Consider the following 21,881-nt stretch of genomic DNA (forward strand, 5'->3'; position numbering starts at 1 on the left):
AGGATGAGATGGACGAGAAGTGGCAGAAGAGTTTTCCGGTCTCCTGGGATCAGTTCCACCGTGACGCCCGGGCGCTGGCCTGGCGGCTGCATGGCGAGGGGCCGTTCTCGGCCGTGGTGGCGATCACCCGGGGCGGGCTCGTGCCGGCGGCGGTGGTGGCGCGCGAGCTCGGCATCCGGGTCATCGAGACGGTCTGCATCGCCTCCTACGACTATGAGAAGCAGGGCGAGCTCCAGGTGCTGAAGAAGGTCGGTGAGACCATCGCCGGGACCGACGGCGGCAAGCAGGTCCTGATCGTCGATGATCTCGTCGACACCGGCGCCACCGCCCGGGTGGTCCGCGCCATGCTGCCCCATGCGCATTTCGCCACCGTCTATGCGAAGCCCGAGGGGCGACCGCTGGTCGACACCTTCGTCACCGAAGTGAGCCAGGACACCTGGATCTATCTGCCCTGGGACATGGGGCTTGCCTTCACGCCCCCGATCCGCGACGGGGCGAAGGTATGATCATCCAGGTCAGACGTGCAGGCGGCGATCCAGCCACAAAGCAAAGCCGCCCTTGAACGCATTGGCGTTGTCGCCGCGGCGGGCATTGGGCGGCAGGGATTTCAATCTTTCGACATTGCCGCCGCCGATCACGACATAGTCCGGCTCCAGTGCCGCCGTCAGTTGCGCGATGGCGGCAAACACGTGCTTCTCCCACTTCGCATGCCCGCGCTTTTCGAGGCTGGCTTCGCCGAGATAGTCCTCGAAGCTGCGTCCCTTGCGGTAAGGCAGGTGCGCCAGTTCCATGGGCAAGGCGACATGATCGACGATCATGGCAGCGCCGAGGCCGGTGCCCAGTCCCAGAAACAGCATGCGCCCACCCTCATAGCTGCCGATCGCCTGCATCAGCGCATCGTTGATGATGCGGACGGGCTTCCCGAAGCGCTTGGCGAAATCAAAGCCGACCCAGCCCTTGGCCAGATTGTGCGGCTCGGACAGGATGCGGTTGTGGATGACCGGCCCCGGATAGCCCATCGCGATGACATCATAGGTCATGCCCTTGGCGAGTTGCTCCACCGCGTCGGCCATGGCGGATGCATCCATGCCGGGTCCCGACACGGCCCTGCGCTCGTCGCCGCCTGAGCTCTCCATGATCTTGACATGCGAGCCGCCGATATCGATCGCCAGCACGATCCGCGCTTTATCGGTCATGGATGCTTCCTTCACGGTTCGGATCCACCCAGCCGCCGGGCGGCGCGAAATCCTTCATGGCATCGACGGGTCCCCAGGTGCCGGGCGGGTAGGGCTGAGGTCGATCCTTGAGGTCGAGCACGGGATCGACGATCCGCCAGGCGAGCTCGGCTGCGTCCGCCCGGGTAAAGAGCTGGCGCCTGCCGTTCATGGCGTCGCCGATCAGCCGTTCATAGGGCATCATGTCGTCGGTCGTATCGTCGAGCGCGTCCAGCTCGACATCCTCGCCGGTCATGCCTTCACCGGGAGCCTTGCGGCGCGCACCAATGCCGATCATGACCTGCGGGCCGACCCGGAACCGCAGATAGTTGCCGTCGGCGGCCGAAACCTCGTCGAACAGGGCGACAGGCGGCCGGCGGAAGCGCACCACGACCTCGGTGGCCCGCACCGGCAAGAACTTGCCGGCGCGGATATAGAACGGCACATCCTTCCATCGCCAAGTGTCGACGAAGAGGCGGACGGCGGCAAAAGTCTCGACGGTGGATGCAGGCGCGACGCCCGGCTCTTTGTCATAACCCTGGAACTGACCGCGAACCAGGTCCTTCCCGGAAAGCGGACGGATGGATTTGAGGATCTGCACCTTCTCATCGCTCAGGTCCTCGGGCCCGCTGCTGACCGGTGGCTCCATCGCGAGCAGCAGCAGCACGTTGATCAGATGGTTCTGGATCACATCGCGAATGCAGCCGACTTCGTCATAGAATTTGCCGCGCCCGGCAATGCCGAAGTCTTCGGCCATGGTGATCTGCACGCTTTCCACATAGGTGCGGTTCCATACCGGCTCGAGAAAGGCATTGGCGAAGCGGAAATAGATCAGGTTCTGCACCGCCTCCTTGCCGAGGTAATGATCGATGCGGAACACCGCGTCCTCGTCGAACACGGCACGCAGCACGCGGTTCAGCGCCTGCGCCGAGGCGAGATCGCGGCCGAACGGCTTTTCGACCATCAGCCGCGCCTCCTCCGCAATGCCGGCCGCCTTGAGGGCCTGGATCACGGTGCCGAACAGGGAAGGCGGAATGGCGAGATAGTAGAGGGGCCGGTGAGCCGCGCCCAGGGTTTCACGCAGTCGCTCGAAGGTCGCCGCACTCTTGTAGTCGCCGCTCACATAGCGCAGCAGGCCCTTGAGCTTGGCGAAGACAGCCTCATCGATCGTGCCGAACTGCTTGAGGATGCCGTCGCGGGCGCGTGCGGCCAGACGCTCGATATCCCAGTCATCGAGCGCCACGCCGATGATCGGCTCGCTGATATGCCCCCGCCGCACCATCTGATAGAGCGAGGGCAGGATCATCTTGTGCGCCAGGTCGCCGGTTACGCCGAAGACCACAAGGGCGTCGGACCTCTCCTGCATCATCGCAACTCCTGTTTTGGTCTCAAGCCTCTATGATGCGGACCTGGAAGTCGACATTTTCCCAGTGCTCTTTGTCCAGCCACAGGAATGTAAATACCACAGACCGTCCGACCTCCAACCGGGCCGTGTCGAGATCGGCCACATGGGTGTCGAAAGCGGTCGCGCGCGTCGTGAGATCCGACACCTTTGTCCAGCCATCGGTGCTCCAATGCACCATTGCCCGTGCGGCGAGTTCCAGCCGCAGGATCTTGCCGTGCGGGATGGTGGCCAGCCGATTGTCGAAGCGCCAGATGCGCAGCGCAGACGGCGTCCGGCGCTCAACGTAACGCGCGACGGTCTGTGGCGGCATGTCGAAGACAGCGCCATCCGCCAGGGACCGCAAGAGCTTGATGTGCTCGGCATGGGCCCAGACCAGCGGCATGGCGCTGCCCGAGGGGCGGCCGAAGAACAACTCGCGCTGAGGCATGTCCGGGCCGTCCCAGCTCTGCTCGGGCAGCAGCCCCTCAGGCCCGGCCGAGGCCTCGAGCGTCTCAAGCAGGCTTTCAGCGGCCTCGCGGTGCCCGGCCGCCAGCTCGTAATGTGCCCGCTCACCGGCGAGCAACGGCCAGGGGCGTCCCTGGCCGATGCCGTCGAACGGGCTACCGTCCGGATTTTCGCCATAGCCGTCGCCGGTGTAGCGATACCAGAGCGGGCCTTGCGGCAGGTCGGCGCGCAAAGTGCGATCGATGACCTTGATGGTGTCGATGATGCGCGGATCGTCCGGGGCGCGCAGGCCGAACCGCACCAGCGCCAGAGCGTCCGGGCTCACGACATTCCATGTCGGCAGCAGGGACTTGTCGACGACCTGGTTGCGGATGGGTGTCTGCCCCTGGTTGGCCCTCGCCACATCGGTAACGCCGCTGCCGCCGATGCGCACATAATAGCCCCGAACGCCCGCAGCGGCGCAGATGCCGGGGTCGCCGACGAAAGTCCAGTTCTCGATCTGCTCGTTCCAGCAATCGGCGGTTTCCCGCAAATGCCGCGCCGCCGGCTCATCGCCGCGGTCTTCGAGAAGATCGGCGGCGGCCAGCAGGCCCGCAACCTCCACCGCCAGCGTGAACGGACTATAGCCGCCGTCCTCTTCCCAGCGGTCCTGGCTGGTGGCGGGACCGTTGGCGATGATGTAGCCCGCGGCGCGACGGATCATCGGAACGAAGTCGTCGAGGAGCTTGCCCGTCAAATGGTTGTGGCGGTGCAACAGATCGGCCAGCAGGAGAGGAAAGGCGCATTCGTCCATCTGCACGCCGCGCCAATAGGGGCGGCCGTCGAGCCAGAGATTTTGCGCCCAGCGACCTGAAGGGAGTTGCACCTCGCGCAGATATTGCAGGATGGCGAGCGCTCCCTTGTGGTCGCCGGCGGCAAGGAAGCCTCCCGCCGTCTCGACAAGGTCGCGCGGCCAGACGAGGTGGTAGCCGCCCAGGTCGTCATCACCCTTGCTCGCCCCCCAGGGGATGGAGAGGCTCGCGACCACCGCACCCGGCCGATACACCGCGCGATGCGCCGCGAGGACAGAAGTCGAGACACGGTAGGCGTTGCCCTTTTCGCTGGCGCCCCGGCCGAGCGGGCGCAGGCCTTTCTGCCATGCTCGCCAGTTGGCGGAATAGGCCTGAAGCGCAGCGTCGAACCCGTCGCGCAAGCTCGCCAGCACGTGGGCGCCGGCCTCACTCTCCGACTGGCCGAAACCCAAGGCCAGCACCGCCGTATCGGCCGCATCCGAGAAATCGATCTCGCCGGTCAAGGCAATATTGCCGTCATCGGCTCGCTGATATTGGGGATCGATCTCGCCGGCGCGAAGCAATTGCTGATAGCCGTCGGATTGCCCGACAAAGCCCGCCGACCGGGCCTTCCAGGGCAACGAGCACCCGACGGCGAGATAGTGCGAGCGACCCGTGGCAAAGAGCATCGGCGCACCGAGCTGATCGCCGAGCCAGCCTGAATTTTCCATCCCGGCATTGACCAGGTGCGGCGCCACAAGGGCATAGACGCGATAGCCCGATGCGTTGTCTGCAAGCACCGTGAAGGTGATGCGCTGCAGCACGGTTGCCCGGACGGGATCGGAAAGGATGGTCTTCTCGACGCGGTAGCGGCCGTCTCTGGATGTATTGACCACGCGAAACGCCGGCACCCCGTCTTCCAGATGGCTGGTCACGGTCAGGCAATCGCGCTTCTCTTCGGAAAAATATCCGTCGGGCCCGGTGATCAGGAGGCCGAGATCGCGAATGCAGGCACTGTCCACGCGAGGATAGTAGACCTCGTTGAGAATGCCGTGGCTGAGCGTGAACCAAACCGGCGAGGTGACCGAGAGAGCCGTGCCGACGCCGCTCTTGGCGCTCGACGTCCACCGGGCCGGAATGCCGGGCGCGCCCGGCGCAAAATCAAGAAGCTTGGTCACGTCGCCCCCGTTTCATTATCGAGACCTTGCCAAGGCATTCCAGGTGATAACACGTTTGGTTGAGGCCCTCACTATTCCAGATGCTTCACCGTTAAAGCAAACGCGCGTGCCTGCGCGAAGCTGGCACAAATGCCGTCCTGCGCTCGTTCGTCTAATATATTGTTAAATAACGCGAAATTTGGCGTCTGACGGGATTCGAGCCCGTGATTTTTGCCTTCGCAGGGCGGAGCTTGTGGGCCAATCCCCGTCGCGGGGATTCAAGGATGGCGCGAAGGTTTAGATCATTGAGGTTTTGATCGGCCCAAAGCCTTCGTGGCCACTTCAAGCTTAATGATTGTGTTTCCGATATGTGAGATGCGGACATCGACCCCCTCGCGGATAGGTCCGCCATGGGAAGACGTGTTGTTGAATCCGTTTGTTATGACGAAGTCCGAATAGCTGAAGTTCACGTGGTTCACACTGAAGCTCTCCATCGCGTGGCCCCTATGAGGCATGGGTATAAAGTCTGTGACCTTGCCCTTCACCGTTTCGTACTGTCCGGTGGCCAAGGCATATCGAATTGAACGGTATTCGGAAAAAGTCGAGGCAAAAGTAATGGTGGTCCAGCAGATCGCAAAGCCTAGAAAAGCCCGGCTGAAATAAACCCTGGGCCTGCCTTGCAGTCCACCGGGATGAATCGGCTGCATCAAAAGTGGTGCGAAGACGAGCAGCGCACCGACAACGACGAAAATCAGCCCAAATGCTGCAAATGGCCAAGTTCTGTAGCCGGTTTGCGCGGCGTCGAAGACGGTCTCAAACTGCATATCACAACTCTCGCCGTGAGGCGTGATCTATGGTGCCCCCTCCCGGGATCGAACCGGGACGCCTTGTGGGCTCAGGATTTTAAGTCCTGTGCGTCGCGTGGAAATCCGTGAAAATTCAAGCAAACCGGTCCAGTTTGTCACGCTTTGTTCATGCCTGATCAAGCCCAACTCTGCCCGCAACTCTGCCCCAAGAATGCTCCGAGAACGAATTATGGCGAGCGCCTGAGGCCATCAGGTCCAGCCTTGCACCTCATTGGCCTTCTGCCGCAGACTGCAGACCTATGGCGACAGGCAAGCGGGGATGATGCTTTGTTCGGTATGCTGGACTACAGAGCGCACAAGCTCTACTGGCTGCTACGTGTCCCTCTGGTACTTGCCGTCATTGCTCTATCCTTTTTTCTGCTCTTCGCAGCTTTCGCGTATGCTCGGACCTTCAGTTACCCGACAATAGTCCAGTTCGGAATTGCCGTGGCGCTCTTCGAGCTTGGAGCGATTGCGCTGCAGATCGTTATCGCGATCCTATCGTGGGTGCTCCGAAAGATATTCTTCTTCCTGGTGGACGTTGTCCCAGCCGAAGGACGCAACAAGGAAGAGGCTGAGGACGTGCTAGTCCACGGTGACGCGATCCGATACTTCGCGAAGCTCAAATATCAGCCGAGACGCTTCGACGACAATGACGAGGGAATGCTCATCAGGGCGACGAAGAAGTCGCAGGGCTGGATCGTGAGAACCCTCAGGTTCCTGAGTGGTGGTGAGAGTTCAACGCTATTCACATCCACCCCGCGTCAACGAATAGAGGTTATCGTTGACCAAGTACGAATGAGACAGCATGACCGCGCCTCAGTCGCCACCTTTATGGATAATGAGCTTTTGCCATATCTGCGCCAGCAAGGCATATCGCCATCAGTGTTTGAACAGTTCTTAGCGTCGCAATTGGGGCGCTGGCTCGTCTATCGCTACACCGTCCTAATCATGCTCTTCGCAGTTGGCGCACTTTCCCAAACCTGATGTGAGATAGATTATGGCGACCTTCAAAGACATCATCGAGATCAGCGACACGCCGTGGAATCGAGCGGTGGAAGTGACCGTGATCGCACCAGACGGCCCGAACGTGCTGAACGTGCAGGAGTTGGCCGAGAAGGCGTGGCGGATGCCGAATAAGCAGGTCACGGTCGGCGAGGTGACCGTGAAAGTTCGAGCGTTCAGACGGTAAGGGGAAGGCATGACTGAAAGCAAAATCGACAGACAGAAGCTACTGGCAATCTACGGTCGTCTGCGCGGCCTAGACGAGGCATTGAACTCATTGATGCGCGAAAGCGTCATCGACGGTCACTATGCCGATGACTTGACCTCAATCGCTGACCAACTCGGCAAGGTTCTCCACGAGGACATGAGCCATTTTAGAGCGCCGCCAAACTCACAATGGGGTAACGATAGTGAAAGCTATACAAAGGTGAGTCATCTAAAGGGCCGCGTCATTCAAGCGCTGCGGTTTCTGGAGACAGGCTATCATTTGGGTGCCGAAGTCGTCGAGATTGGCACTCTGTACAACGCGATCAGAGACGAGGAATTACGGAGCCGGTGTGCTGACCTGTTATCTGCGCCCGGCAACTTTGACCGAGTCATAAACCAAGCCACGCAAGTTTTGGAAGACAGGATTCGGCGAAAATGGAACCCGGGTTCTTCTCAGACGGGGCCGACACTTGTTCGGGCTGCTGTGCCTCAGACTCCGCAAACCGGTGCGCTAGTCGTGAGCGATAGCGCTGAGGAGCAAGAAGGGATCGGTCATATTGGTGCCGGTCTGATGCTGGCATTTCGCAATCCCACGCACCACCATCTGACCGATAAATTCACAAGGGAGAACGCGCTGAAGGTGTGTGCGTTTGTGGACGAACTATTGCACATGATCGATGCAGCAAAGATTAAAAGCTAGGGCCGAAAGCGGGCATACGGTCGGCAAGGTGGCGGTGAAGGTGCGGGCGTTCAAGCGGTGAGAGGGGAAAAAAGCAATGAGTTGGACTGATTGGCTATGGTCTACAGGCGTCACGTGGCTGAGTTCAACCGGCCTGTCCATGGCTAGTATCCTAGCTGTCCTCTATTTTTTTCGAGACACGCTCGTTGTACCCTTCCTTTCCAAGAGCTTCGACGCGAAGCTCGAAACAAAGCTGGAACGTATCCGTTCAGAGCATAGAAAGAGCGAGGAAGCTTTTAGTGCTGATCTTCGCGCAAAGCAGGCTGAAATTGACTCCCTGCGGGGGGCGGCACTCACCGGCCTGACAAGTCGTCATATCGCCTTGGACAAGAGAAGAATAGAAGCCGTCGAAAAAACCTGGGCTTCTTTCATATCGGCTCGAAGGTTTTCGGGCTTCGCCCACATCATGACCATGATTAAATTTGAGGCTGCGGCTGAAGCAACTGAGCGGGATGATACTGTAAGGGAGAAATTCGAGCGGTTTTTTAAGCCGTTTCAATTGGAGACGTTTGCACAAGATCAGGCTGCCGATAGCGAAATGCCTTTTCTCACGCCGCAGGCTTGGGCTCTGTATAATGCGTACAGAATGATTATTGCCGTCACCATCGTGCAAGCTCATGTGATCCGATTTGGAGTCGGAACTAAAATGATGAAGGAACAGCCCTTTGCTGATGTCGTGATACCGGTCCTGCCGCATCGAAAGGCATTTATCGAAAAGTTCGGCTTTGCCGCTGGTCCCCATCTGCTTTCCGAGATCGAAGGCCTGCTATTGAGTGAGCTTCGCACCATGCTGACCGGGCACGAGTCCGACAAGCAAAGTGCGCTACAAGCACAAGAGCTACTACGTTACACAAGTGCGCTTGGGCCTGCGCCAGTATCCGCCAACTCCATTCCGGAGGGATTTCGACAAGAGCCGCCTGATGCTGGCGTTTGAGTTCAGCCGTCCGAAAGCGTAAGGCTGGGCCTGACGCACTCCTGAAACATCAAGCCAGACCTTATTAGCCTGCACGGCCCTAGGATGAGCCGTGGCGGCCATCTGCCCTGACCCTTTCAGACAGCGCCCCGGAGCCGTGAGGCCGCCACCGCGAGGCTGAGCCAGCGGGCGAAGGCCTATCCCGACCTTATTCGGGGATATTCCAAGGGAGGCTGAGTATTGATAGATAGGGAAAGACAAATCGCCATGCGGGAGGGTGGGTAATGCGATTGGTTCTGATAGGAGTTTTCGCGGCCATCGGAAGCGCTCAATGTTTGGCACAAGAGGAAGTTGGAACTATTGCCGGTGCCGGATGGGTGCCGTGCGCTGAGTTTGCACAGTTGTACCAGCAGAACCCAAAAGACACTGAGACCTATTATTTTGCGTGGGCTCAAGGTTACATGACGGGCTTAAACGACTCTGCAGTGTTCAGCCGGAAGAATCTACGTGGGTGGCGACTTGAACAGCAGAAGCAACACATCAGGGCGTTTTGCGACAAGCATCCTCTGCAAAATGTCGTATTTGCCGTAAGAGATTTGTACAGCGAACTGCCTGCACGGTGAGGTTGGGGCAGTTTTCCTCACCGATGGAGCCCTGGGCCATTGCGCACTGGCGTTGGCGCATAGGGGCTCCAGCCGAACGCAGGCCGCCTTGTCAACTGGAGCCGAAGCTCCTGTCCTTCTGCCGTCGCTGGGAGGCAGCTGACCGCAAGGCTGGCCTTGCCAATGTCATCAGCGGCAAGATGCGCGGCGATTGGGATGGGATACGAACCCGCACCCCTTGGTCCCGAGTGATCCAAGCGGCCGGGCTCCATGCCGACAAGATGGTCGGCGGCAAGCTGCGGCGAAGCAGCGATGTGACGCCGCACACGCTTCGGCACACTTGCGTGACATGGGCGCTATGGGAGGGCAGGGGCGTGTTCAAGGCGGCTGAAATCGCGGGCATGTCTCCTGAGATGGTCCTCGCCACCTACGGCCACCATGAATCAGCCTCGGCCGAATACCAGCGCCAGAAGGCCGTGCGCATGGAAGGTGCACTGAAGCTCGTCGGTGCGAAGAAATAGCTTCCAACTCTGCCCCCAACAGCAAAAGGCTAGGCATCAACAGCTGGGCTTTTCTTTCGAAATATCAAGGTGGTGCCCCCTCCCGGGATCGAACCGGGACGCCTTGTGGGCTCAGGATTTTAAGTCCTGTGCGTCTACCAATTCCGCCAAGGGGGCCTGGGCCGACCTTCTAGCGCGACCTCCCGAAACGGGAAACCGCTTTATGTCAGGGGTTCATAGCATGGGGCGAGGGACGAGGCCGAGCGTCTCGCGCCGCATCCAGCGCGGCACCATCAGCGCGCTCACCGCGGCAAGGCCGGCGGCGAGGCCGATCCACACGCCCGTTCCGCGCAAATCGGTGAACTGCGACAGATAATAGCTGAGCGGCAGGCCGATGCCCCAATAGCCCATGGCGGCATAGAGCATCGGGATGCGCGTGTCATGCAGCCCGCGCAGCATGCCGGCGGCCAGAACCTGCGCGCCATCGAAGATCTGGAAGACCGCCGCGACGATGAGGAACGACGTGGCCAGCGCCAGCACCGGCAGATTGCCGTCCAGGCGGATGTCGAGGAAGAGGCCGATGAGGACGTGCGGAATGGCGAGCATCAGCGTCGCGGTGACGACCATGAAGCCGGTGCCGAGGATGAAGGCGCTCCAGCCCGCCCGCGTGGCGGCCAACGGGTCGCTCGCGCCAAAGGCAAGGCCGACCCGCACCGTCGCCGCCTGGGCCATCCCCAAGGGCGTCATGAAGGCGATGGCCACGACCTGGATGGCGATGGCATGCGCGGCAAGCTCCGCCTCGCCGAGCCAGCCCATGAGGAAAGCGGCGGCATTGAAGGCCGTGGTCTCGAAGGCGATGATCGCGCCGATGGGCAGGCCCAGCGCCCAGATCGCCTTGAAGCGCGACCAGTCGGCCTGCCAGAAGCGGCCCAGCACATGATAGCGGCGGAAGCGCCGGTCGAGCGTGACGACCGCGGCCAACCCCGCGAACATGAGAAAGGTGGTGATGGCGCTGGCAATCCCTGAGCCGGCAATGCCGAGCTCAGGAAACCCCCAATTGCCGAAGATGAGCAGCCAGTTGCCGAGCGCATTGAACGCGATCCCGGCAATGGCGATGATGAAGGCCCATTGCGGGCGCTCCAAGCCTGAGATGAAGAAGCGCAAGACCACGTAACCGAGAAAGGACGGCAGCGCCCACACAAGGGCGCGCAGATAGCGGGCGGCTTCCGCCGTGAGCGCCGGATCCTGGCCAATGGCGATCAGGAATTTGTCGCCATGCCAGAGCAGCAGGATCGCCGGGATCGAGACGGCGACCGCGCTCCACAGGCCCTGGCGCACGATGCGCCTGATCTCGCGCACCTCATGCCGGCGCGCGCCCTTTTCGCGCGCCACCATCGGTGCGACCGCGCTTACGAGGCCGAAGGCGAAGAAGGTGAAGGTGTGATAGAGGTTTACCGCGAGCGAGCTTGCGGCCAGAGCCTGCGCTCCAAGCCGGCCGATGAACAGCACATCGGTGACGATCATCGCGGTCTGGGCCATGTTGGTCAGGACCATGGGCCAGGCGAGTTGCAATGTCGCGACGAAGTTCCCCGTCCAGCTCTGGCCTGCGAAATCTGGGGCCCGACGCGGGAAAGCGTCCGCTATTGCGATTTTGTCCTGGGCCCCCTCCATGATGCGGTCAAACTAGCGGTTTCCGCCCGCCGCCGCTATCGTTGCTTCGGCGCGATGCCGCCATGCAAGGTTGTACGCGGCGCATGGCTGAAACATTGCGCAACCTTGCCGGCTGAGGCATGATTCGGCGCATATATCTGACGGAGTTCGGGATGAATGCGCCTCTGATCGATGACATCGATGCAGCCCTTGCCAAAGCGTCCGAGCGCTTCCTCGCGGCGCGGCCGAAGACGCGGGCGCTGCAGGATGAGGCGAAAACCGTGATGCCGGGCGGCAATACGCGCACAGTGCTCTTCACCGCCCCCATTCCGATCCGCATCGCCAAGGCGGACGGGGCGGTCCTCACCGATGTCGACGGGCATTCCTATGTCGATCTCCTCGGCGAATATTCCGCCGGCCTTTACGGCCATTCGCATCCGCGCATCGCGAGTGCCGTCGGCGATGCCTTGACGATGGGCATCAATATCGGCGCCCATCATGGGCTCGAGGTGCAATTCGCGAAGGCCGTGACCCGGCGCTTCGGCCTCGACCTGGTGCGCTTCACCAATTCCGGCACCGAGGCCAATATGATGGCGCTGGGTGCCGCGCGCAGCTTCACCAAGCGATCGAAGATCCTAGGGATCAGGGGCGGCTATCACGGCGGCACGCTCTATTTCACCCCAGGCGGAATGCCGGTGAACGCGCCCTACGATATCGTGCTGGCGCCCTTCAACGACATCGCCGGCACGCGGAAGCTCATTGCCGAGCATGCGGAAAGTCTCGCCGCAATCATTATCGAGCCGATGATGGGTGGCGCCGGCTGCCTTCCCGCCGATATTGACTACCTCGAGATGCTGCGCGCGGAGAGCGAAGCGCGCGGCATCATCCTCATCTTCGATGAGGTGATGACCTCGAGGCTGGCGCCCCACGGCCTTGCCGCGAAGCTCGGCATCACGCCCGACCTCAAGACGCTCGGCAAATATATCGGCGGCGGCATGTCCTTCGGCGCCTTCGGCGGCAGGCGCGACATCATGGAGCAGTTCGATCCGACCCGGCCGCAATTCCTGCCGCATGCCGGCACCTTCAACAACAACACGCTGACCATGACCGCGGGGTTCGCGGCGCTGAGCGAGATCTTCACGCCGCAAGCCTGCCTCGACCTCAACCGGCGGGGCGATGCCTTGCGCGACAGGCTCAACGATCTCTTCATGCGCTATCAGGTGAAGCTCAAGGCCACCGGCATCGGATCGCTCATCAATCTGCATCCGCTGTCGGGCGAGGTCGGAACGCCCGATGACGTCGGCAAGGCCGATCCGCGCCTGCGCCAGCTTCTCTATCTCGATCTCCTGGAAGAGGGCTATTACGTCGCCGGCCGCGGCTATATGGCCCTGTCGCTGGTGGTGAGCGATGAACATTGCGACGGTTTCTGCGCCGCGATCGAGCGGATCGTCACGGCACGCCGGCATCTCTTCCAGCCCAAATGACGCAAGGCTGCATCATCTGCTCGGGCATCAGGGGCGATGAGGCGCTCAGCCGCACCGAAGTGTGGCGCAACGATCTGTGGCGATTGACCTTGTCGCTCGACGCCGAAGTTCTGGGCTTCGCCTATCTCGAGCCCATCCGGCACATCGCCAACATCGCCGAGCTCGACGGGCCGGAAGCGGCAAGCTTCGGCGCGACCATCGCCAAGGTGAGCCGGGTGCTGAAAGCGGCGACCGCCGCCGAGATCGTCTATGTCTATATCTTCGGCGACGATGTCGCGCATCTGCACGCGCATCTCGCCCCGCATCGCCGAGGCGATGCGCTCAACAGCCAGATGATCAGAGGCGAGATCGTCTCGGAGAAGCAGCCCAACGGGTTCGAGCGTTTCTTCAGCCGCGAATTCCCGGCGCTGCCCGAGGCCGAGCAGCGCCGCATCGCCGAGATCGTGCGGCGTGATCTCGCCGGCCAATAGAAATGCGACAACTCTAACCCGGTTTCCCCCTCTCCCGTTGCGAAGCAATGGGAGAGGGTGCCAGAAGGGCGGGTGAGGGCTCTTTGCCTCAGCAACGATTACTCGTTGAGATCAGAACATGCTGCACGAAAGAGCCCTCATCCGGCCTGTCGGCCACCTTCTCCCACGCTCCGCGCGGGAGAAGGGGAAACTATAACGAGGCATACGCGCACTCGTTACTCGGCATCGTGGAAGATGATGCCGAGCGTGTGGCGCTGGCCGGAGCGCAGGCGGCTCACGCCATGGCGCAGATTGACCCGATAGACGCCGCGCGTGCCCTGGACGGGCCGGTGGTGCACCGGGAAGACCACGCCATCGCCCTGGCGCAAGGGCGGCACCTCGGCGCGCGATTGCATCCGGGGACGCTGCTCGGTCAGGACGAACTCGCCGCCCGAAAAATCCTTGCCCGGCTCCGACAGGAGGATGGCGACCTGGAGCGGAAAGACCAGCGCGCCATAGATGTCCTGATGAAGGCAGTTATAGTCGCCTTCGCCATAGTGCAGGAGGAGCGGGGTCGGGCGGCGCTGGCCGGCCTTGTGGCAGCGCGCGATGAAAGCGGCATGTTCTTCCGGATAGCGTGGCGTCTCGCCCAACGCCTCGTTCCAGCGATTGGCGATCAGGGCCAAGGGCGCATAGAGGGCCTCGCGCAGTGATGCGATCATCGGCGGCAGGGGATAGGCGAAGTATTTGTATTCGCCGCGGCCAAAACCATGCCGGCTCATGACGACGCGGCTGCGGAATTGCTCATCGTCGGGATAGGCCGCGGCGAGCTTGCGGCATTCATCGGCGGTGAGCAGGTTCGCGATGAGGGCGCAGCCATGCTTGTCGAGCTCGGCGCCGAGCGCCGGCCAGTCGCGCATCGCGACGCGCTTCGCCAGGGAGGAGGGAAGGGCGTCGGTCATTGGACGCCCTCCCGCTTGAGCAATGCGCGCTTCCTATGCACACCCCAGCGATAGCCCGAGATCGTGCCGTCCTTGCGCAGGATGCGATGGCAGGGCACCGCAACCGCGATCCTGTTGTTGGCGCAAGCGTCGGCGACTTCCTTCGCGGGACCTTTCTCACCCCCCGTCACGCCAAGCCGCGCGGCAAGCTCGGAATAGCTCAGCGTCTTGCCAGGTGGAATCGCACGCAGGGCCTGCCAGACCGTGATCTCGAAATCGGAGCCCTGGAGATCGAGCGTCAGGTCCACAGGGCTGGCCGGGTCCTCGATCAAGGCGACGACCTTTCCAACCGTATCGGCGAGCCGATCGTTGCCTTCCGAAATCCGGGCTTTCGGGAAATGCCGGATGAGATCGGCAAGGAGCCTGCCCTGATCGCTGCCGAGAAAGATGGCGCTGACGCCTTTTTCAGTGGCGGCAACCAGGACCTGGCCCAGGGATGTCGTGCCGAAAGCAAAAGTCATGGCGGCATCGGGCGCGCCCAGGGGAGAGGGGGTGCTGTGGGTCGTGGCGGACAGGTTTAAGGTCATGACGAATACTCCTCGATGATGCGCTCAATCTGGGCGCCAGGGTCCGTCATATCCACCCGAAAACGGACTCGAGCGGCTCTTTCGCGTATTACTCCGCATACGGATTATATGTCGTCGATGATCGGCGGAAGGCCCACTCTTCCATTGCGTCAAGCCATCCGTCTCGCAGGCGCACAGGAACCCGCTTGTTGACACGTGATGGGCTGGGCTACTGTGGTCAAAGACAGAGGAATGGCCCTTTGTCGCGCTTTAATATTGAATGAACGTTCAGTCAAAACGAGAGGGAAATCATGCTTCATCAGGCTAGCAACCGCTTCAATCCGGACGATCTTTGGCAAAAGGACCGCGATCATTTCCTTCATCCCTACACGCATTTCGACAGTTTCAAGGAGGAGGGATCGCTCGTCCTGGTTGAAGGCGAGGGCTGCTATGTCAAGGACGCCGAAGGCCGGCGCTATTTCGACGGCATCGGCGGCATGTGGTGCGTCAATGCCGGCTATGGCCGCAGGGAGATCGCCGAGACCATGGCCGAGCAGGCGCTCCAGCTCTGCTATACGACGACCTTCGTCGATGTCACCAATGCGCCGGCGGCCGAGCTTGCCGCCAAGCTCGCATCGCTCGCCCCCAAAGGCCTCAATCACGTCGCCTTCGCCACGTCGGGCTCCTGCGGCATCGACACGGCGATCAGGCTTGCCCATTATTATCAGTCGCGGCGCGGCGAGAGCGAGCGCAAATACATCGTCTCGCGCAAGAACTCCTATCACGGCTCGACCTATCTCGGCATGACGGTAGGCCTGCGCGACGGCGACCAGTCGCCGCATTTCCGCTATGTGGGCGATCTCGTGCATCATCTCTCGGCACCCTATCCCTATCGCCGGCCGGACGGCATGAGCCTTGCCGAGTTCAGCGATTTCCTGGTCGATGAGTTCCGCCGCAAGATCGAGACGCTGGGCGCCCGCAACATCGCCGCCTTCATCGCCGAGCCCGCGCAGGCCTCGGGCGGCGTCACCATGCCGCCCCCCAACTACCTGCCGCGCATGCGCAAATTGTGCAGCGAGAACGGCATATTGTTCATCGCCGATGAGGTGGTGACGGCTTTCGGCAGGCTCGGCCACATGTTCGCGTCCGAAGCCGAATTCGGCATCGTGCCCGACATCATCGTGACCGCGAAGGGACTCACCTCGGGCTATATCCCGCTCTCCGCCGTCATCTATTCGGATGACGTGCATGAGGTGATCAGCGCGCCTGATGCCGAGGCTTGGTTCACCCATGGCTATACCTATTCGGGCCATCCGGTCGCCTGCGCGGTGGGACTGAAGAACATCGAGATCATCGAGCGCGAGGATCTTTGCGGCAATGCCGCGCGGGTCGGCGATTATCTCGAGCAGCGCCTGGCCGAACTCGCACCTTTGCCGATCGTCGGCGACGTGCGCGGCCGACGTTTGATGATGTGCGTCGAATATGTCGCCGACAAGAAGACGAAGCAGAAGCTTCCCGATGACGCCCATATTTCCAAGCGCATCTCCAATGAGTGCGAGGCGCATGGCCTCTTGGTCCGGCCGATCGGCCATCTCGACGTGCTGTCGCCGCCGCTCATCATCACCCGAGCCCAAGTCGATTTCATCGTCGACACTTTGGGCGCCGCCATCCGCAAGGTGACGGACGAACTGGTGCGCGAAAAGGTGATCTGACGATCGTGCTTGCGAACGGACAAGCATGGCCTCCCACTGGAAACAGTGGGAGGCCATAGCGAATTTCGATTTTTTCCCGGACATTCATTAAGTAACTATTTGAAATAAAACCGTTATTCCTGTAACCTTGCGCCATTTGATATCATTGATTAATATGCAATCAATGACTAATGAGATCGACCATGGCAAGCATGACAATTCGCGATATCGACGAGAAATTGAAGGCAAAGCTCCGCATTCAAGCCGCGCGGCATGGTCGCTCGATGGAGGATGAGGCGCGCGACATTCTGCGTACGGCATTGTCGCGTGAGCCGGCACAGACGGGCGGGCTTGCCGAAGCGATTCGTGCGCATATAGAACCTTTAGGCGGTGTAGAACTGGAAATTGCACCCCGTCAGGCCATGCGCGAGCCGATAGACTTCGGCAAATGATTATCCTCGACACGAATGTTCTGTCGGAAATGTTGCGGCCCGATCCAGAGCCGCGTGTGAGACAATGGCTCAACGACCAACCGCGTGCCGCGGTATTCACGACGACCATCACGCGCGGAGAAATTTATTATGGCATCCGCGTGTTGCCGGCGGGCAAGCGGCGCGATCGGCTCTGGAATGCGGCAATTAAGATCTTGGATATGGAAATGGCAGGACAGGTTCTGGCCTTCGACAGCCTGGCCGCTGACGAATTTGCGGAGATCAGTGCAACGAAGCGAACATCGGGGCGTCCGATCGCGCAATTCGATGCGCAGATTGCGGGCATTACGCGCTCTCGCGGAGCCCAACTTGCTACCCGCAATGTCAGTGACTTCCACGCGTGCGGCTTCGACGTGATAAATCCTTGGGGCAAGTAGAGACCAAGGCACCCGCGCCCCAGAGCCCGGAACGCGTTCCCCCTCATTCGAGAAGCAGCACGTCTTCCGGTCCATCCTCTTCATCGATCTGCAGGCCGATCTTGCGGGCGCCGAGCTTCCTCGCAAGACCTTGCGATGCTGCATTGTCGGGTGCGACCGAGAAGATGAAATGGCGAGCACCGCGCTCGCGCGCCCAGGCCATAAGGGCGCGCACCGTTTCCTCGGCATAGCCTTGCCGGCGATGATCGGCGAAGATCTCATAGCCGAGTTCGGCGCAGGCGTCGCGCTGCGCCATCTCGTGCCATTGCGGCAGATCGTGGAAATTGACATAGCCCACCGCTTTACGCGTGCCCCGCAGCGCAATGGCGCGGATGGACCACGGAAGATATTGCGGACAATCGGGCAATTGCTTGAGGCGCCGGCGCGCCACCGAGGCGACTTCGTCCCAATCATCCCTCGGCAGCGCGAGATCGAGGAGGCGTGCTGCTTCATCGATGCGCCCCGCTTCCGTGGCTGCAAGCGCGTCCGGCGACAGCAGCCGCAGTACCAGCCGATCGGTCACGATGTCGTCCCGCATCATCCGCGTTTCAGCGCCTGGCGCAAAGGCTTGGCGAGCGAACCCTTCGCCGCCGCCGCGACATCGCCGAGGCCCAGCCAATGGGCCATGCGGCGCAATTCGGGAGCCGCGGCCTCGGCGGTGCGCACCGCATCGATGCCGTCCTCGCCATGCGACGCATTGATCCGCAAGACACCTTCCTGGCGGTCGGCCTTCAGGCAGAAGCGCGCCGTCAGCCTGTCGCCTTCGAGGAAGGGCAGCACATAATAGCCATAGATGCGCTTCTCCTGCGGCGTATAGATCTCGATGCGATAGCGGAAATCGAACAGGCGCTCGGCGCGCGTGCGTTCCCACACCAGGGGATCGAAAGGCGAGAGCAAAGCGTGACCGCCGGCCTTGCGCGGCGCGCCGGTGTCGCGGTGGCGATAGGCCTTGACCGTCCAGCCTTCGACCTTGACCGGCAGCAGAATGCCTTCCTCGATGACCTGCGGCAGGGCTTTCTTGAAGGCATCGACGGGCAGGCGGAAATAATCGCGCAAGTCCGCTTCGCTCGCGACCCCCATGGCCTGGGCGGAAAGATCGATCAGGCGGCGCACCGCCTCGTTTTCGGGAATAGCCGGCGCATTGAGCGTATCGGCTGGAAGCACGCGTTCGGGGAGATCATAGAGGCGCTCGAAGACGCGGCGCGTCGCCGCCGTCACCTCGCCGGTGTGGAAGAGATATTCGAGCGCGATCTTGCCCTTGTTCCAGCCCCACCAATTGCCGGTGCGCCCGCCGGGGTCGGGAAGGTCGCTGACGGCGGTCGGGCCGTTGGCCTTCACAAAGCTACGCACTTCATCGACATAGGCCTTCTGCTCGCGGCCGAATTTTTCCAGGAATTTGTGCTCGCCGGAACCGTCGGCCGCGCGCTCCATCTTCCAGCGCAGCAACGGATAGAAGTCGAGCGGCAGGAGGCTCGCCTCATGCGCCCAATATTCGAAGAAGCGGCGCTTGCGCTTGCCGAAAGTGCGCTGGTCGAGCGTGTCATGGCTGTAGTGACCGGCGCGCGCGAAAACTGGGAGATAATGCGAGCGCACCAGCACATTGACGCTGTCGATCTGCAACAGGTTCATCTTGGCGATGGCGCTTTCGATGCGTGTCCAGTTGGCGGTGCCGTCGCGCTTCGGTCCGGCAAAGCCTTGCGCGACTAATGCCAGGCGGCGCGCCTGGAGATTGGAGAGCGTGTCGCCTTTCGTCATGTGAGGACCTTGCGCATGTCGATCAGGAGATCGTCGAAACCCAAAGCGCGATAGAGCGCATGGGCGCCTTCGTTGCGGGCCAGCACCGTGATGCGCAGGTCATCGCGCCCGGCATCGCGCGCGCGTCTTTCGCAATCAGCGAGCAGCATCCGGCCGATGCCGCGCCGGCGCGCTTGCCCGGCCACCACGAGATCGACGACATAGGCATAGTCGTAAGGGACCTCATCGCCCGTGCCGTCCTCGACGCTCCGGGTGAGGATCACGGCGTAGCCGAGGGTCGCGCCATTCTCCTCGGCGATGAGGATGACGCCTTCATCCTCGGCGCATTTTTTCTTGAGGAGATCGACATACCACTGGCCCATATCGGCGGCGGGCTTCATGCGCTCATAGAGCACCACCTCGCTCGCCTGCAATTCGCGAATCAGCGCGATTATCGCGGCTGCGTCGGATTCCCGATATTCTCTGATCTCGACCATGGGGGGCGGGAAGGTGCCGTTTCGACTGTTTGAAATCAAGCTGGACAATCGCAAGTCCCAATGTCAGTTTGCGGCAGCATGATTTCTCCCCGCATCCTCCTTGCCCTTCTCTGCCTGACGGTGCTTTCAGGCTGCGCCGCCTGTCTGCCGGGGCAGAGCAGGCTCGACAAGGGAATGGTCGATCAAACGGCTGCGGCTGAAGCCGTGCCGGGTTCCGTCACCCAGCGCTGATCGGGAGATCAGGCGGCTTCGTCTTTCCACAGAGCGTCGGCCGGCTTCGATTCCGTCGCGGCAAGCTTCGGATTGTATTTATAAAGTGTCGAGCAATAGGGGCAGACGGTTTCCTGATCATCCCCCATATCGATGAAGATATGTGGATGGTCGTATGGCGGCTTGGCGCCGATGCACATGAATTCCCTGGTGCCGATCTCGATCGCCGGCACGCCGGCGCTGTTCTGGAAATGCGGAGTAGAGCCCGACGCCATGTGATGTTCCTGATTTTTCCTTGTTAGGCCGGGCGAATAGCATATCTTGCCACGTCCCGCCAAGCATGAGGTCAAATGGCCAGTTTCCGCTCCGATATCGTCGATATTTCCTATGACGTTGCAGGCGAGGGACCACCGGTCCTCCTGATCCATGGCTTTGCTTCCAATGCCCGCGTCAATTGGTGGGATACGGGCTGGGTGAAGACCCTCAATGATGCCGGCTATCAGGCCATCACTTTCGACAATCGCGGCCACGGCACGAGCACCAAGCTCTATGACGATGCCGCTTATCCGGCCCCGGAAATGGCGGAAGATGCGCGCCGTCTCCTCGATCATCTCGGAATCCCGCAAGTCCTGGTCATGGGCTATTCGATGGGCGCCCGGATCGCGGCTTTCCTCACCGTAAACCACCCGGAACGGGTGCGAGCCGCCGTCTTCGCCGGCCTGGCCGAGAACATGATCAAGGGTTTTGGCGGATCGGAACCGATAGCCCAGGCCCTCGAGGCCCAGTCGGCGGACACCATCACCGATCCCGGCGCCCGGGTCTTCCGGCTTTTCGCCGAGCAGACCAAGAGCGATCTCAAGGCGCTCGCCGCCTGCATGCGCTCGGAGCGGCAGAAGATCACCCCGGCCGAGCTCCGTGAGATCAGCGTGCCGGTGCTGGTCGTGGCGGGCGAGGCCGACGAGATCGCAGGCCGCGTCCAGCCGCTGGTCGACGCGATCCCGGGGGCCCAGGGCGTGGCGCTGCCGCGGCGCAATCATATGAACGCCGTGGGCGATCGCCAGCATAAGGAAGCGGTGATAAAGTTTTTCAATTCAATCAGTTAAGGTCAGGTCTTGAGATCGTGAATCAGCGGCCGGTGAAGCGCGGCTTGCGCTTCTCGAGGAAAGCGCGCTGTCCCTCGGCATAGTCCTCGCTGGCGAAACAGCGGGCAGCCAGTCGCACGGGATCGTCGGGAACCGGCCGGCCCGCCAGGCTGTCGATTGCCCGTTTGGAGGCCGTGATCGTCAAGGGCGCATTGTCGGCGATTTCGGCGCAAAGGTCGGCGACCTCTTGCGCGAGGCGGTCCGCGGCAACGACCCGATGGATCAATCCCGCCCGCAAAGCCTCTTCCGCCGTGAAACGGCGGGCGGTGAACAGCATCTCCTTGGCGAAAGCGGGCGAAACCGCATGCAGGAGGTCGCTCAGGCCCTCGATCGGATAGGCGAGGCCGAGCCGGGCCGGCGGCAGCGCGAAGACCGCGCTGTCGGCGGCGATGCGCAAATCCGCAGCGAGCGCCAGAGCAAGCCCGCCGCCAATGCAAAAGCCCTGGATCATGGCGATGACGGGTTTGGCCGTGTCGCGCAAGGCGGCGAAAGCCTTGCCGTTCAAGGCTTCATACTCCTTCGCCTGATCGGGATTGGCGCGCCCGACGGAGAATTCGGCGATATCGGCGCCGGCCGCGAAAGCCTCGGCCCCGGAGCCCCTGATCACCAGGACCCGTGTGTCGGGATCTCGATCGAGGGTCGTGATCAGCCCCGGCAAAGCGGCCCACATGTCGCGGTTGAGCGCATTGCGGCGTTCGGGCCGGTCGAGCATGACATGCCCGACGGCTCCCTCGCGCCAGGCCTTCACATGAGGGGTCGGAGAGGCGAGTTCGGTCATAAAAGGCGGCTATCAGAGCCCTGCCGTTAAC

Annotated in this window: 25 protein-coding genes and 1 tRNA gene; 13 read left to right on the plus strand and 13 right to left on the minus strand. The window is 61.7% G+C overall.

The genetic code is table 11. The features are described 5' to 3' along the window. Nucleotides 1–8 precede the first annotated feature (8 nt). Entirely contained in the window at nt 9–506 is a 498-nt protein-coding gene (gpt, locus tag DS839_RS01920) for a xanthine phosphoribosyltransferase (protein WP_119268580.1), read from the plus strand. 9 nt (nt 507–515) lie between these two features. Here the strand turns inward: gpt and DS839_RS01925 are convergent, their stop codons facing one another. The 4 genes from DS839_RS01925 to DS839_RS01940 all read right to left on the minus strand — a co-directional run bounded on the left by DS839_RS01925 (nt 516) and on the right by DS839_RS01940 (nt 5,814). Further along, entirely contained in the window at nt 516–1,196 is a 681-nt protein-coding gene (locus DS839_RS01925; protein ID WP_119268581.1) for an ROK family protein, read from the minus strand. Further along, nucleotides 1,186–2,583 carry a glucose-6-phosphate dehydrogenase gene (gene zwf, locus DS839_RS01930; protein ID WP_119268582.1) on the minus strand — a complete coding sequence of 466 codons (1,398 nt, stop codon included), beginning with the start codon at nt 2,581–2,583 and terminating at the stop codon, nt 1,186–1,188. Before zwf ends, DS839_RS01925 begins: the two co-directional genes overlap by 11 nt. Nucleotides 2,584–2,602: 19 nt before the next feature. Next, nucleotides 2,603–5,011 carry a glucan 1,4-alpha-glucosidase gene (locus DS839_RS01935; RefSeq protein WP_119268583.1) on the minus strand — a complete coding sequence of 803 codons (2,409 nt, stop codon included), beginning with the start codon at nt 5,009–5,011 and terminating at the stop codon, nt 2,603–2,605. A 281-nt stretch (nt 5,012–5,292) separates the two neighbouring features. After that, nucleotides 5,293–5,814, minus strand: coding sequence for a hypothetical protein (locus DS839_RS01940; protein ID WP_119268584.1), 522 nt, complete (start codon nt 5,812–5,814; stop codon nt 5,293–5,295). Nucleotides 5,815–6,123: 309 nt separating this feature from the next. Between DS839_RS01940 and DS839_RS01945 the strand changes: the two genes are divergently transcribed. The 5 genes from DS839_RS01945 to DS839_RS01970 all read left to right on the plus strand — a co-directional run bounded on the left by DS839_RS01945 (nt 6,124) and on the right by DS839_RS01970 (nt 9,822). After that, complete coding sequence (locus DS839_RS01945; RefSeq protein ID WP_162918231.1) at nt 6,124–6,822, plus strand: hypothetical protein; 699 nt, start codon at nt 6,124–6,126, stop codon at nt 6,820–6,822. A 13-nt stretch (nt 6,823–6,835) separates the two neighbouring features. Beyond that, nucleotides 6,836–7,027: a hypothetical protein gene (locus DS839_RS01950; protein ID WP_119268586.1), complete on the plus strand. Its 192-nt coding sequence runs from the start codon at nt 6,836–6,838 to the stop codon at nt 7,025–7,027. Between the two features lie 9 nt (nt 7,028–7,036). Further along, on the plus strand, nt 7,037–7,747 hold the full coding sequence (locus DS839_RS01955) for a TIGR02391 family protein (RefSeq protein ID WP_119268587.1): 711 nt from the start codon (nt 7,037–7,039) through the stop codon (nt 7,745–7,747). 76 nt (nt 7,748–7,823) lie between these two features. Continuing rightward, the gene (locus DS839_RS01960; RefSeq protein WP_119268588.1) at nt 7,824–8,720 is read left to right on the plus strand and encodes a hypothetical protein; all 897 of its coding nucleotides are present in this window, start codon (nt 7,824–7,826) and stop codon (nt 8,718–8,720) included. 829 nt (nt 8,721–9,549) lie between these two features. Continuing rightward, nucleotides 9,550–9,822 (plus strand): site-specific integrase, encoded by a 273-nt coding sequence (locus DS839_RS01970; protein WP_119268590.1) that lies wholly within the window; start codon nt 9,550–9,552, stop codon nt 9,820–9,822. Nucleotides 9,823–9,892: 70 nt separating this feature from the next. Here DS839_RS01970 and DS839_RS01975 read toward each other — a convergent pair. Both DS839_RS01975 and DS839_RS01980 read right to left on the minus strand, forming a co-directional pair. Then, nucleotides 9,893–9,978: transfer RNA gene (locus tag DS839_RS01975), tRNA-Leu, on the minus strand. 57 nt (nt 9,979–10,035) lie between these two features. Next, nucleotides 10,036–11,472 (minus strand): MATE family efflux transporter, encoded by a 1,437-nt coding sequence (locus DS839_RS01980; RefSeq protein ID WP_119268591.1) that lies wholly within the window; start codon nt 11,470–11,472, stop codon nt 10,036–10,038. A 152-nt stretch (nt 11,473–11,624) separates the two neighbouring features. On the opposite strand from DS839_RS01980, the gene DS839_RS01985 reads away from it, so the two are divergent. Continuing rightward, entirely contained in the window at nt 11,625–12,935 is a 1,311-nt protein-coding gene (locus DS839_RS01985) for an aspartate aminotransferase family protein (protein ID WP_119268842.1), read from the plus strand. Further along, the gene (locus tag DS839_RS36240) at nt 12,932–13,405 is read left to right on the plus strand and encodes an HIT family protein (RefSeq protein ID WP_162918232.1); all 474 of its coding nucleotides are present in this window, start codon (nt 12,932–12,934) and stop codon (nt 13,403–13,405) included. The genes DS839_RS01985 and DS839_RS36240 overlap by 4 nt, the downstream gene beginning before the upstream one ends. A 215-nt stretch (nt 13,406–13,620) precedes the next feature. Here the strand turns inward: DS839_RS36240 and DS839_RS01995 are convergent, their stop codons facing one another. Next, on the minus strand, nt 13,621–14,304 hold the full coding sequence (locus DS839_RS01995) for a 2OG-Fe(II) oxygenase (protein ID WP_438816490.1): 684 nt from the start codon (nt 14,302–14,304) through the stop codon (nt 13,621–13,623). A gap of 38 nt (nt 14,305–14,342) precedes the next feature. Next, nucleotides 14,343–14,912, minus strand: a complete 570-nt coding sequence (locus tag DS839_RS02000) for a methylated-DNA--[protein]-cysteine S-methyltransferase (RefSeq protein ID WP_119268594.1) — start codon at nt 14,910–14,912, stop codon at nt 14,343–14,345. Between the two features lie 290 nt (nt 14,913–15,202). Here DS839_RS02000 and DS839_RS02005 point away from each other — a divergent pair, with 290 nt between their 5' ends. The 3 genes from DS839_RS02005 to DS839_RS02015 all read left to right on the plus strand — a co-directional run bounded on the left by DS839_RS02005 (nt 15,203) and on the right by DS839_RS02015 (nt 17,450). Next, the gene (locus DS839_RS02005) at nt 15,203–16,603 is read left to right on the plus strand and encodes an aminotransferase (RefSeq protein WP_119268595.1); all 1,401 of its coding nucleotides are present in this window, start codon (nt 15,203–15,205) and stop codon (nt 16,601–16,603) included. Between the two features lie 182 nt (nt 16,604–16,785). Next, entirely contained in the window at nt 16,786–17,034 is a 249-nt protein-coding gene (locus tag DS839_RS02010; RefSeq protein WP_119268596.1) for a FitA-like ribbon-helix-helix domain-containing protein, read from the plus strand. Further along, nucleotides 17,031–17,450, plus strand: a complete 420-nt coding sequence (locus DS839_RS02015; protein ID WP_119268597.1) for a type II toxin-antitoxin system VapC family toxin — start codon at nt 17,031–17,033, stop codon at nt 17,448–17,450. The genes DS839_RS02010 and DS839_RS02015 overlap by 4 nt, the downstream gene beginning before the upstream one ends. A gap of 43 nt (nt 17,451–17,493) precedes the next feature. Here DS839_RS02015 and DS839_RS02020 read toward each other — a convergent pair whose 3' ends face one another. The 3 genes from DS839_RS02020 to DS839_RS02030 are packed head-to-tail and all read right to left on the minus strand — an operon-like array spanning nt 17,494 to nt 19,720. After that, nucleotides 17,494–18,030 (minus strand): GNAT family N-acetyltransferase, encoded by a 537-nt coding sequence (locus DS839_RS02020; protein WP_119268598.1) that lies wholly within the window; start codon nt 18,028–18,030, stop codon nt 17,494–17,496. After that, entirely contained in the window at nt 18,027–19,244 is a 1,218-nt protein-coding gene (locus tag DS839_RS02025; RefSeq protein WP_119268599.1) for a winged helix-turn-helix domain-containing protein, read from the minus strand. Before DS839_RS02025 ends, DS839_RS02020 begins: the two co-directional genes overlap by 4 nt. Next, nucleotides 19,241–19,720 (minus strand): GNAT family N-acetyltransferase, encoded by a 480-nt coding sequence (locus DS839_RS02030; protein WP_119268600.1) that lies wholly within the window; start codon nt 19,718–19,720, stop codon nt 19,241–19,243. Before DS839_RS02030 ends, DS839_RS02025 begins: the two co-directional genes overlap by 4 nt. A 78-nt stretch (nt 19,721–19,798) precedes the next feature. On the opposite strand from DS839_RS02030, the gene DS839_RS36245 reads away from it, so the two are divergent. Further along, nucleotides 19,799–19,951, plus strand: a complete 153-nt coding sequence (locus tag DS839_RS36245) for a hypothetical protein (RefSeq protein WP_162918233.1) — start codon at nt 19,799–19,801, stop codon at nt 19,949–19,951. A gap of 8 nt (nt 19,952–19,959) precedes the next feature. Here DS839_RS36245 and DS839_RS02035 read toward each other — a convergent pair whose 3' ends face one another. Then, entirely contained in the window at nt 19,960–20,205 is a 246-nt protein-coding gene (locus DS839_RS02035) for a zinc-finger domain-containing protein (RefSeq protein ID WP_119268601.1), read from the minus strand. Nucleotides 20,206–20,280: 75 nt separating this feature from the next. On the opposite strand from DS839_RS02035, the gene DS839_RS02040 reads away from it, so the two are divergent. Next, on the plus strand, nt 20,281–21,033 hold the full coding sequence (locus tag DS839_RS02040) for an alpha/beta fold hydrolase (protein WP_119268602.1): 753 nt from the start codon (nt 20,281–20,283) through the stop codon (nt 21,031–21,033). Nucleotides 21,034–21,055: 22 nt separating this feature from the next. Here the strand turns inward: DS839_RS02040 and DS839_RS02045 are convergent, their stop codons facing one another. Then, nucleotides 21,056–21,850: an enoyl-CoA hydratase gene (locus DS839_RS02045; protein ID WP_119268603.1), complete on the minus strand. Its 795-nt coding sequence runs from the start codon at nt 21,848–21,850 to the stop codon at nt 21,056–21,058. Nucleotides 21,851–21,881: the final 31 nt, after the last annotated feature.

This window comes from Taklimakanibacter deserti, from assembly GCA_003574785.1.

Excerpts from the sequence above, each read along its gene's own strand:
- DS839_RS01960 (WP_119268588.1), top strand. The coding sequence starts at position 7,824 with ATGAGTTGGACTGATTGGCTATGGTCTACAGGCGTCACGTGGCTGAGT.
- DS839_RS02035 (WP_119268601.1), bottom strand. The coding sequence starts at position 20,205 with ATGGCGTCGGGCTCTACTCCGCATTTCCAGAACAGCGCCGGCGTGCCG.
- DS839_RS02015 (WP_119268597.1), top strand. The coding sequence starts at position 17,031 with ATGATTATCCTCGACACGAATGTTCTGTCGGAAATGTTGCGGCCCGAT.
- DS839_RS01925 (WP_119268581.1), bottom strand. The coding sequence starts at position 1,196 with ATGACCGATAAAGCGCGGATCGTGCTGGCGATCGATATCGGCGGCTCG.
- DS839_RS02010 (WP_119268596.1), top strand. The coding sequence starts at position 16,786 with ATGGCAAGCATGACAATTCGCGATATCGACGAGAAATTGAAGGCAAAG.
- DS839_RS01980 (WP_119268591.1), bottom strand. The coding sequence starts at position 11,472 with ATGGAGGGGGCCCAGGACAAAATCGCAATAGCGGACGCTTTCCCGCGT.
- DS839_RS02030 (WP_119268600.1), bottom strand. The coding sequence starts at position 19,720 with ATGGTCGAGATCAGAGAATATCGGGAATCCGACGCAGCCGCGATAATC.
- DS839_RS02040 (WP_119268602.1), top strand. The coding sequence starts at position 20,281 with ATGGCCAGTTTCCGCTCCGATATCGTCGATATTTCCTATGACGTTGCA.
- DS839_RS01950 (WP_119268586.1), top strand. The coding sequence starts at position 6,836 with ATGGCGACCTTCAAAGACATCATCGAGATCAGCGACACGCCGTGGAAT.
- gpt (WP_119268580.1), top strand. The coding sequence starts at position 9 with ATGGACGAGAAGTGGCAGAAGAGTTTTCCGGTCTCCTGGGATCAGTTC.
- DS839_RS01985 (WP_119268842.1), top strand. The coding sequence starts at position 11,625 with ATGAATGCGCCTCTGATCGATGACATCGATGCAGCCCTTGCCAAAGCG.
- DS839_RS36240 (WP_162918232.1), top strand. The coding sequence starts at position 12,932 with ATGACGCAAGGCTGCATCATCTGCTCGGGCATCAGGGGCGATGAGGCG.
- DS839_RS02020 (WP_119268598.1), bottom strand. The coding sequence starts at position 18,030 with ATGATGCGGGACGACATCGTGACCGATCGGCTGGTACTGCGGCTGCTG.
- DS839_RS01995 (WP_438816490.1), bottom strand. The coding sequence starts at position 14,304 with ATGCGCGACTGGCCGGCGCTCGGCGCCGAGCTCGACAAGCATGGCTGC.
- DS839_RS02000 (WP_119268594.1), bottom strand. The coding sequence starts at position 14,912 with ATGACCTTAAACCTGTCCGCCACGACCCACAGCACCCCCTCTCCCCTG.
- DS839_RS01955 (WP_119268587.1), top strand. The coding sequence starts at position 7,037 with ATGACTGAAAGCAAAATCGACAGACAGAAGCTACTGGCAATCTACGGT.
- DS839_RS02005 (WP_119268595.1), top strand. The coding sequence starts at position 15,203 with ATGCTTCATCAGGCTAGCAACCGCTTCAATCCGGACGATCTTTGGCAA.
- DS839_RS01940 (WP_119268584.1), bottom strand. The coding sequence starts at position 5,814 with ATGCAGTTTGAGACCGTCTTCGACGCCGCGCAAACCGGCTACAGAACT.
- DS839_RS02025 (WP_119268599.1), bottom strand. The coding sequence starts at position 19,244 with ATGACGAAAGGCGACACGCTCTCCAATCTCCAGGCGCGCCGCCTGGCA.
- DS839_RS02045 (WP_119268603.1), bottom strand. The coding sequence starts at position 21,850 with ATGACCGAACTCGCCTCTCCGACCCCTCATGTGAAGGCCTGGCGCGAG.
- zwf (WP_119268582.1), bottom strand. The coding sequence starts at position 2,583 with ATGATGCAGGAGAGGTCCGACGCCCTTGTGGTCTTCGGCGTAACCGGC.
- DS839_RS36245 (WP_162918233.1), top strand. The coding sequence starts at position 19,799 with ATGATTTCTCCCCGCATCCTCCTTGCCCTTCTCTGCCTGACGGTGCTT.